Origin of the sequence: Sandarakinorhabdus limnophila DSM 17366, assembly GCF_945882885.1 — a bacterium.
Classification (GTDB): domain Bacteria; phylum Pseudomonadota; class Alphaproteobacteria; order Sphingomonadales; family Sphingomonadaceae; genus Sandarakinorhabdus; species Sandarakinorhabdus limnophila_A.
Map to the genome: position 1 here is coordinate 1 of NZ_CAMCWT010000069.1, position 10655 is coordinate 10655.

General features: G+C 63.3%; 5 protein-coding genes and 2 pseudogenes. 6 read left to right on the top strand and 1 reads right to left on the bottom strand.

Translation table 11 applies throughout. From position 1 onward, the window contains the following. The 6 genes and pseudogenes from Q7O19_RS11935 to Q7O19_RS11960 form a co-directional block, all read left to right on the top strand. Window positions 1–175, top strand: a pseudogene (locus Q7O19_RS11935) (IS630 family transposase); the annotation flags it as partial. A gap of 123 nt (window positions 176–298) precedes the next feature. Next, window positions 299–3184, top strand: a complete 2886-nt coding sequence (locus tag Q7O19_RS11940) for a TonB-dependent receptor domain-containing protein (RefSeq protein ID WP_303810738.1) — start codon at window positions 299–301, stop codon at window positions 3182–3184. Between the two features lie 64 nt (window positions 3185–3248). Further along, window positions 3249–4679, top strand: a complete 1431-nt coding sequence (locus tag Q7O19_RS11945; protein ID WP_303810739.1) for an amidohydrolase family protein — start codon at window positions 3249–3251, stop codon at window positions 4677–4679. Between the two features lie 53 nt (window positions 4680–4732). After that, window positions 4733–6628, top strand: coding sequence for a gamma-glutamyltransferase family protein (locus Q7O19_RS11950; RefSeq protein ID WP_303810740.1), 1896 nt, complete (start codon window positions 4733–4735; stop codon window positions 6626–6628). Between the two features lie 30 nt (window positions 6629–6658). Then, complete coding sequence (locus tag Q7O19_RS11955) at window positions 6659–8557, top strand: PQQ-binding-like beta-propeller repeat protein (RefSeq protein WP_303810741.1); 1899 nt, start codon at window positions 6659–6661, stop codon at window positions 8555–8557. Window positions 8558–8591: 34 nt separating this feature from the next. Next, entirely contained in the window at window positions 8592–9929 is a 1338-nt protein-coding gene (locus Q7O19_RS11960; protein WP_303810742.1) for a PQQ-dependent sugar dehydrogenase, read from the top strand. A 598-nt stretch (window positions 9930–10527) separates the two neighbouring features. Here Q7O19_RS11960 and Q7O19_RS11965 read toward each other — a convergent pair. Then, window positions 10528–10655: pseudogene (locus tag Q7O19_RS11965) on the bottom strand (IS630 family transposase); the annotation flags it as partial.

The following is a 10655-nucleotide window of genomic DNA, read 5'->3' on the forward strand; positions in this document are numbered from 1 at the left end:
ACCGGTTCTTCGTCCGCCGCGGCATGACGCGTAAAAAAAGACTGGCCACGCTATCGAGCAGGACCGCCCCGACGTCCTGAAGCAGTGGCAGGACTGGTTCGATGGCCAGTTCGATCTGGACCCTGAGCGCCTCGTCTTCATCGACGAAACCTGGACCGCCACCAACATGACCCGGCGTCCCGCAAGTCCGTACAGTCCTACAAGCCACGACGAAGAAACTTCGTCACTACGGTTGTGCATTGCGAATTTGTGACTACGTTTGTGCATTGCGAATTTTGTGATTGCAGGGGGTAAGCACATGAAGGGTCAGACATCGTTTTCGGGCGCAGCGTTGAAGGCGTCGGTTTCCATGGCAGCGCTGCTGATTGGTGGCGCGGCAGTCGCGCAAACAACGCCGGCGCCAGCGGCAATGCCGGCTGCCGAGCCCGCCGAGGACGTGTTGATCCAGGTGATCGGCACGCGGGTCGTGCGCGACGGCTATCAATCGCCAACGCCGGTTTCCGTGGTGGGCGCCGATGAAATCGCCCGGTCGGCCACGCCCAACGTTGCCGATTATGTCAACACGCTGCCGGCCATTTCGGGCAGTTCCACCCCCAGAACGACCGTGGCCCAGGTCGGCGCCGGCCGGCAGGGGATCAACTCGATCAATCTGCGCGGCATCGGCGATGTGCGCACGCTCACCCTGCTCGATGGCCGCCGGGTCGGCGGCATGATTAACACGGGCGCGGTCGATGTCAGCAGCCTGCCGCAGCAGTTGATAACCCGCGTTGACGTGGTGACCGGAGGCGCCTCGGCCTCCTATGGTTCCGACGCGCTGTCCGGCGTCGTCAACTTCGTGCTCGACACCAAGTATACCGGCTTCAAGGGCATGGTTGCCGGCGGCGCTACCACCTATGGCGACAACCGCAACTGGCAGGTCCAGCTCACCTGGGGTACCGGCTTTGCCGGCGGGCGCGGCCATTTCCTGCTCAGCGGTGAAGTCGCCCACGAAGACGGCATCTACAATGCCGACAATCGCCGCTGGGCTCAGGATGGCTGGGCTTACATCAACAATCCCGCCTACACAGCGACCAACGGGCAACCGCGGGTGCTGCTGCGCCCGCAGGTCGCGCTCAGCACGGCGACCCTGGGCGGCGCCATCGCCTGTTCGGCAACCTCGAACTGTTCATCGCTGCGTGGGGTTGCCTTCGGTCCGGGCGGCACGCCCTATAATCTGGTCTTTGGCCCCATTGTCTCCGATCCGATCATGGCGGGCGGCACCTTTGCCGACAACAATGTGCGCACCGGGGTCGATAACAATATCCTGCCGGATCAGAGCCGCCGGAACCTGTTCGGCCGGATCAGCTATGACGTGGCCGATGACTGGAACGTCTATGTCGAGGCGATGTATGCCCATCAAAGTACCGACACACGCTACTATTACGGCAATTTCCCCAACAACCTGACGGTGCGTCCCGAAAACCCCTTTATGCCGGCCAGCATCGCGGCGCGGATCACGGCGCTGGGCCTGACCTCGGTCCCGTTCGGCACGTTGAAGGGTGACAATGGCGCATCGGGCGCCAATGCGCAGCGCGGCTATAACCGCGGCGTGGTGGGGGTCGACGGCAAATTCGCCGCCTTCGGGTCCGACTGGTCGCTCAAGGCCTATTATCAATATGCCCGCGCCACCATGACCAATACCGCGACCAGGGCCACGCTGCTGCCGAACTTCCGACGGGCCATCGATGCGGTGCGCGCCCAGAACGGCTCGATCGTCTGCCGATCCACCCTTACCAACCCGACGGACGGCTGCGTGCCGTACAATGTGTTCGGCACGGGTGTGAACAGTCAGGCGCAGATCAATTATGTCATCGGCGATCCGTTCCGCAGCGACGTCTACAAGCAAAATGTCGTCAGCATCAACATCGCTGGCGAGCCGTTCGATATCTGGGCTGGCCCGGTCTCGCTCGCCTTCGGCGCCGAACATCGCACACAATCGGCCACTGGCTTCGCCGATGCGATCACCACCCAGAGCCCCGGCAACTGGGACACCACCGGCGGCTTGCCGACGATCGGCAGCTACAAGATTTCCGACGTCTACATTGAAACCGTGGTGCCGCTGGCCAAGGACGCATCCTGGGCCAAGTCGCTCAACCTGAATGCCGCAACGCGGGCCGTGAAATATGGCAGCGGTACCTACATGACGTGGAAACTTGGCGCCGAATATGCGCCGTTCGATGGCCTCCGCGTCCGTGGCGTGGCGTCGCGCGATGTGCGGGAAGCCAATCTGGCCGATCGCTTTGCCGGCGTGTTCCAGTCGCAGGCCTCGTTCCAGGATCCGAACCGCAACGGCGCGGCGACAACGGCGCGTTCGCTGGCGTCGGGCAACCCTGATCTCGAACCGGAATTGGGGCGCACTTACAGCGCCGGTGTGGTCGTGGCGCCCGGCTTCATGCCCGGGTTCAACGCGTCGATCGACTATTACAAGGTGGACATCACCCAGGCGATCGGCACCCTGACCATCCAGCAGCTCGTCAATCTGTGCTTTGCCGGCAATCAGACGGCGTGCGCCCGGATCACGGCGACGCCCGGCGCCGTCAACCAGTTCGACATCGTCAACGCGCCGATCAACCTGGCCACGGAGTCCACCCAGGGCCTGGATTTCGAAGTCAGCTATCGCTTCAAAGCCGCAGATGTGGTGCCGGGCATGGACGGTTCAGTGGCGATCCGCGCCCTGGCCACCCACTTCCTCGACTATACGGTCGACCCGGGCCAGCCCGGTTCCATCCCGACCGCGCGTGCCGGAACCGTCAACCTGCCTGCCTGGCGCTATTCCCTGGCAATCAACTATGACAATGGGCCCGTATCACTGTCAGGCACGTTGCGCGGCATCTCGAGCTCGGTGCTCAGCAACGAGTTCATCGAATGCACTGCTGGCTGCCCGGCTTCGACGGGGAACAATCCCACGTACGACAGCATCCAGATGCCAGCGGCCGCCTACATCGATTTCGCCGCGACATACCGGTTCGGCGAGAACGGGAAATATCAGCTGTTCTTCAACGTCCGTAACATCACCAACAAGGACCCGGCCATCGTGGCGGCCGGCCCGACCGGCTTCCAGTCGTGGAACAACCAGCCGATTTCCGCCGGGCAGTATGACACGATCGGGCGGTCGTTCCGCGCAGGCTTCCGCTTTGCACTTTAAGGCTTGCTGAGCGGCGGTATCGGTCACAGGCTGCACGTCGGGGCAAGGTGATGGGGGATTGGTCATGAAGAAGAACATCGGTCCGGCAAGCACGATGATCAGGGCCGCAAGCGCCGGCTCGGGGATCGCTGTTGCCCTTTGGCGCAGCCTGACGGTGCTTGCGGTCGGATTGCTCTCCGTCTCGGCGCTGGCCCAGGAGACGAAAACCACCGTGCTGACCGGCGGTATGCTGATCAGTGGCCTTAGCGTGCCGCCGCTGCACAATGCCACCATCGTCATTCGGGGCGAACGGGTGGTCGCGGTCGGCCCGGCGGCAGAGGTGAAGATCCCGGCCGGCGCGACAGTGATCGATACCAGCGGCCAGACCATGATGCCCGGCCTGATCGACGCCCATGCCCACCTGTTCATGATCGGCTTCGGTGACGAAGCGGGCTGGTTCAAGTGGCTGCAGGGGGCGGGCAAGAAATATTCCATCGAGAAGGTGATGGAGCTGTCGGCCTGGCAGTTACTGATGTCCGGCGTGACGTCGGCGATCGATCTGGGCGGCAATGCCACCGAAAGCATCAGCCTGCGCAACCGCATCAACACGGGCGAAGTTCCCGGCCCGCGGCTGCAGGTTTCGGGTCCGCTGGTGACGCGCCGGGCGTTCGGCGGCTTTCCGGCCGAGGCGTCGGCGGTGATCACCACGCCAAAGGAAGGCGCCGATGTCGTCGATCGTCTGGTCAAGCAGGGCGTTGACGTGATCAAGGCGCATGCCGGCCTGACGCGCGACGATTATTTCGCCATCGTGAAGGCCGCGCATGCCAACCGCGTCAAGGTGCATGCGCATGTTTATGCCGAAGCGGATGTGCGCAATGCCTATGATTCCGGCGTCGATGTGCTGCAGCACATGGGGTCGGCAGGCGGCCCCACCTACAGCGCCGATCTGGTGCGCACGATTTCCGAAAGCAACAGGCCCATCGTGCTGACCGCCGCGCATCGCAGCTGGATTTTCCCCGATACCGTGCAGTTCCCCGGCCGGTTGCAGGATCCGGTGCTGAAAGGCCTGTTCCCTGCCGATATCTGGGCGGCGATGCAGGACAGCTTCAAGGAATGGCCGGCCGAAAGCTATTTCGCGGGCATCAACCGGCAGATCAAGTTCCGCAGCCCGCAGGTGAAGCAGCTGATTGAATCCAACGCGCTGATGGGTGTTGGCACCGACAGCGGCACGCCGATGAACTTCAACACCGACGGCCTGGTCCGGGAAATGAAGGTGCTGGTGGATGAAGGCCTGTCGCCGCTGGAAGTGATTGCCGACACCACGCGCGTGAATGCCCGCATCATGGGCAAGCCCGACCTGGGCACCATCGAACCCGGCAAGCTGGCCGATATCATCGCGGTGCCAGGCGACCCGGTCTACCACAATCTGAATAACCTGTTCTCTGTCCAGACCGTGGTGAAGAACGGGATTGTCTACAAGAGCCAGGGCAAACCAACGGTGAAAATGCCGGAGTAGGCCTGTGATGGTCGGGTTTTGGTAACGTCATGCTTGGGAGCGCCGATATGGCCATGAAAACTCTGACCAGTGACGCCGATGAGCGGGGGACGCTCGGTCGCCGCGAGATCTTGCTGGGCGGTTTGGCTGGCGCTGTTCTTTCGGGCGCGGCGGCACGGCCGGCTTTAGCGCAAGTGCCTGCAGTTGCACCGGCAGGCCCGGTGGCCGGCGTTGGGCGCCAGGCGCCGGACGCGCCTGCGACGGGGGCGGCCACGGTCGCGCAGCACCGGGTGGAGGTCGCCGGGCCGCATGGTGTGGTGGCCGCCGGGCACCCGCTGGCATCTATGGCGGGCCTGCGGATGCTGACGCAGGGCGGCACCGCTGCCGATGCAGCAGTGGCGGTGATGGCCGTGCTGAATGTCGTGGAACCTTGGGCATCGGGCGCTGCCGGCAACGGATTTGCCACCTGCATGGACGGCAAGACCGGCAAGATCAGCGCGCTGGCCTTTGCCGGCGCGGCGCCGCAACTGCTTGAAGACACCGCTTCCGCCGCCGACCTGACCGCCGGCCCCAGGGCCGTGGTGACGCCGGGCGCGTTTGGCGGCTGGATCGAACTGGCGCGGCGCCATGGCAAGCTGCCGCTGTCGGTGCTGCTGGAACCGGCCATCGGTTATGCGCGTGATGGCCATCCTCTCGATCCGTCGATTGCCCAGACGATCGCGCGTCAGCAGGCAATGCTGACCCGGTTTCCCACCACAGCGGCGATCTATTTCCCCGATGCTAAGCCGCCTGCGCCGCGGGCGATGTTCCGGAATCTGCCCCTCGCGCGCAGCTTCCAGACGCTGGCCGACGCCGAAACGGCGGCATTGAAGGCCGGCGCGAGCCGCGACCGGGCGCTGAACGCTGCCTATGATTGTTTCTACAGTGGCCCCATCGCGCAGGAGATGGATCGCTTCTCGCGCGCCAATGGCGGTTGGCTGCGACTGGACGACATGCAGCGGTACCGGCCGAAATGGGTGGAACCGGTGGCGACCCGCTATCGCGGGCTTGATGTGATCTGCTCGCCGCTGACCTCGCGCACCGGGCTGGAGACCTGCGAGCAGCTGAACCTGATGGAAGGCTTTGATATTGGATCGCTTCCAGCCTACAGCCCACAGGCGCTGCACCTAATTGCCGAATGCATCAAGATCACCAAGGCCGATGTCTATCGCTATGCCGCCGATCCGGCGTCATCTCCGACACCGGTTGCGACGCTGATTTCCAAGGAGTTCGCCAATCAGCGCCGGCGCCTGATCGATCCGGCCCAGGCCATCATGTTTCCCGCCGGCGCCGACATCGGTAACGCCGGTGCAGTGGCGCGTTCGCCTGTCGCGGCAGGCAGTGTGCCCGGCGACACCACCAACATCTCAATCGTGGATGGCGACGGCAACGCCGTCGGCGTGACCACCACCCTGGGCGGCGGCTTTGGCGCTGGTGTCATCATGGGTGACACCGGCATGTTCTGCAACAATGGCCTACGCGAAGGCTCCACGGCGCCCTATCGTGAGCATCCCAATTTCGTGCACGGCGGGCGGGTTCCGCTGCTCGGCAACTGCCCGACCATTGTTCTGGACAAGGGGCAGTTCAAGATGGTGTTCGGCTCGCCGGGTGGGGAGACGATCGGCCAGACGCAGTTTCAGCACCTGATCAATGTGATCGACCGCGGCCTGCCGGTGCAGGCCGCCATCGAGGCGCCGCGCCTCGCACTTGATGCCGATCCGGGCTTCTACACGCCGGGCGCTGCGATCACGCTGCAACTGGAATCGCGGTTCTCGTCCGATACGGTCGCCCGCCTGCGCGCCATGGGTCATGCTGTCCGGACGGTCGGTCCTTATGCAATCGGCAGTATCCAGGCGGTCTTGCAGTCACAGTATGGCACGCGGCTGGCCGGGTCTGATCCCAGGCGCATGGGCTATGCCGTTGGCTATTGAGCTGCCTGGCCGCAGGACGGAGATAACCATATGACGGGTTTGAAGTTGATCGGTCTGGCGGCTGCCTTTGGGCTGTGTGCTGCAACAGCGCAGGCGCAATCCGCCGGCGACTGGGCGCATTTCGGCGGCACGTTGGGCGACACAAAATATTCCGCGCTGGACCAGATCAACGCCGGCACCATCAATCGACTCAAAGTTGCCTGGCGCGCGCCGGCGCTCGATCCGGCCCTGCGCGCCGAAAATCCCACGCTGGTGCCGTCGAACAATTTCCGCAACGCGCCGCTGGTGGTGGGCGGGGTGATGTACATCAGCAACCAGATCGGCCTGGTGGAGGCGCGTGATCCGGCCAGCGGCCGGATCATCTGGCGTCAGGCGCCCTTTCCCGGTGATGCGCGGCTTACCCCGGCAGCGGCCAGCCGTGCGTTGGCGCTGTGGGGCAAGGGTGCGGCGGCCCGCATCGTCACCGTGCGCGGGTCCTATCTCTATGTTCTGGACGCCCGCACCGGCAAGCCGGTCACGGATTTCGGCGATCAGGGCCGGATCGACCTGCGCGAAGCGCCCAAGACGATATTTTCGTGGACGGCACCGGCGCCGATTGTGGTGCGGGATGTGATCGTCATTGGCGGCCAGCCGATCGCCACCGGCGTTGCCGACATCAACAAGGCCTCGCTCACCGGCAATGTGCGCGGCTTCGATGTGTGCACCGGCAAGTTGCTGTGGACCTTCCACACCGTGCCGCGCGAAGGCGAACCGGGGGTGGAGACCTGGGAAAATGACTCCTGGCGGGTGGGCGGCAAGACAAAGGTCTGGTCGGCGTTCAGCGCGGATGAAAAACTCGGCCTCGTCTATCTGCCGCTGAGCGCGCCGCCGAGCGACTATTACGGCGTGACGCGGCCGGGCAACAATCTCTATTCGGATTCGCTGGTTGCCGTCGATGCCCGCACCGGCAGGAAGGTGTGGCATTACCAGTTGGTTCATCATGATCTGTGGGATTATGATCTGCCCTCGCCGCCGATGCTGGCCGACATCAAGGTCAACGGCCGCATGCGCAAGGCGGCCATTCAGGTCACCAAAATGGCCTATGTCTTCGCCTTTGACCGGGCGACTGGCGAGCCGCTGTTCCCCATCGTCGAAACGCCTGTCGCGGTATCGACCATGCCGGGCGAAAAATCGTCGCCGACACAGCCGATTCCGGCCAAGCCCAAACCGTTCGACCGGCAGGGCATGGATGAGGACCAGCTGATCGACTACACGCCGGCGCTGCGGGCCGAAGCGGTGCAGATCCTCAACCGTTACCAGCATGGCCCCATGTACACGCCGCCATCGGTGGCTGGCGGGCCCGATGGCAAGCTGGGAACGCTGTACATGCCCGGCTGGGTGGGCGGCGCCAACTGGACCGGTGCCGCGCTAGATCCGGAAACCGGGGTGATCTATATCCCGTCGGTCAGCGTGCCGTGGATTGGCCGGGACAATTACAAGCGGCCACCGGAATCAAGCCTGTACATGGAAGGACCGCAGGGCCTGCCCATGGTCAAGCCGCCCTATGGCCGGATCACGGCGATCGACATGAACAGCGGTGATCATCTGTGGATGGTGCCCAATGGCGAAGGCCCGCGCGACCATCCGTTGCTGAAGGATCTCAATCTGCCGCCGCTTGGCCAGGCTGGCCGCGCGGCGCCGCTGCTCACCAAATCCTTCCTGTTCGTCGGCGAAGGCGACAAGGTTGGCCTCAGCATTCCCAAACTGAGCGGCGGCAACATGTTCCGCGCCTATGACAAGAAGACCGGGAAGGTGGCGTGGCAGGCCGATCTCGGCGCCGGCACGACGTCGCCGCCGATCACCTACATGCACAAGGGCAAGCAATATATCGTGGTCGGCGTTGGCGGCGTTGATCATCCGGCCGAACTGGTGGCCCTGAGTTTGAACTGAGGCGGATATGGTTGTTTGCCGTTCTGGAGGAAGCATGCGTTTTCGGACAAAACCCTGGCTGATGGCGGCGCTGATGGCGGCGCTGCCCGTTGCCGCACCCGCGCAACCGGTCGACACGCCGGGCGTCACGGCGCCGCTGACCCCGGCCCAGATCCTGCGCAACTATCCACCCGATGCGCTGTCCGGCGCGGCGGTGGACAAGCCCGTCGTGCTGAAGAGCCAGGGCGGCATGTCGATGCGCGTCGTCAAGCTGGCGGAAGGCCTGTCGCATCCCGATGGGCTGGTGTTCCTGCCCGATGGGCGCACAATGCTGATCACCGAACGCGGCGGGCGGCTGCGGGTGGTGCGCGATGGCGTGCTTGATCCGAAACCCGTTGAGGGCCTGCCGGCGCTCAATAATGTCGGCATCGGCGGCCTGCACGATATCGTGCTGCATCCCGATTTCGCCCGCAACAATCTGCTGTATGTCTCTTACACCAAGGAAGTGAAGCCCCGGCTGGCCACGACCTTGGCGGTGGCCCGCGCCCGCTTCGAAAATGGCCGACTGACCGCGGTGCAGGACATTTTGGTGGCAGAGGCGTGGGAAAGCCCGCTCGGCACCTATGGTGGCCGCATGGTCTTTGGTCCGGATGGGATGCTGTACATCAGCGTGGGTGACCGCGATGGCACGACAGCCAGCGACCAATCAAGCGCACGCCCGCAGGCGCAGGCACTGAACAGCCACATCGGGAAAATCCTGCGGCTTCGCGACGATGGTTCGGTGCCGCCCGACAACCCGTTCGTCAAAGCGGCCGGCGCGCTGCCGGAAATCTGGAGCTATGGCCACCGTAACGTCTATGGCATGGCCTGGGATCCCAAGACCGGCGTGATGTGGGCCAGCGAGTTCGGCCCGGCCGGCGGCGATGAAATCAACAAGATCCTGCCAGGGCACAATTATGGCTGGCCGCTGGTTTCCATGGGACGGCATTATTCCGGCAACCTGGTTTCGGACCAGCCATTCCACCGGGATGGCATGGATGATCCGATCTATTTTTGGAATCCCAACTTCAATCCGGAAAGCATGTTCTTTTACACCGGGAACAAATTTCCCCGCCTGCAGGGCAGCCTGATCGTGGCGGGTGCCAGCACGAAGAAGATCGCCCAGATGGTCATCCGCGGCGATTTCATCCGGCAGGGCGATACCATGCTGGATGAACTCGGGGTGCGCTTCCGCGATATAAGGCAGGGACCGGACGGCAATATCTATGTGTTGACCGAAGGCCGCCTGCGGGGTCCGAACGATACGGACGGCATGTTGCTTCGGATCGAGCCATCAACAATGGCCGCAACTGCCAATAATCCGAATGGCGCTGCAGCGACAGCACCAGATTGACAGGCGCAACACGCGTACCGGTAGCAAAAAACAGACCGACGAGCTGCGCGGCCTGTATTAATCGATTTCGGAGTGGTGATGTCTCGCTTTGGACCTAGTTTGATTTTCGGATTTTGTGTTTTCAGTGGACTATTCTCTGCGGTTGCTGTTTCGCAAGTAATCGGTCTGCCTGAAGCCTCCGGCAAGGAACAGGTGCTGAGCGCATGCACCCGGTGCCATGGCGTGGACGTCATTTTCGCCCAACCGAGATCGTCGGAGCAGTGGGCAGAGGTTGTAGGCGTCATGATCGGACATGGCGCAGTCCTCACTGACGCTGAGTATAGCAAGATTGTCGACTATCTTTCGACCAACCTAGCACCAAAGGACCCTTCAGGCTGAACCTGTTTGGGCACAAGCGAGTGGAGCAAGCTGTCTCTCGGGTCAGGACCCATTGATCTGAGCGCCGCGATCCTATTCAGGCTGTGCAAGGAGACCGCGGATCAACGATGTCCGACCGTCTTATTCTCCGCCGTCGCGCTCGCCGCCACCGTCATCTTCTGGCTCTGATTAGCGAGTTCCGAGCCTACAGCGCACGTGCAATACCAACTCTCACTGATATTCACCCATGCGCCCATTGGCGCAGTCCGATGGACATGATGCGCCAAGGCTGATCGGTGAGGCGGTTCCAAGCGAAGCAGCAATGGTCGAGGATGTCGTCGTAGGATTTGAAGATGCGGTTTGACAGCC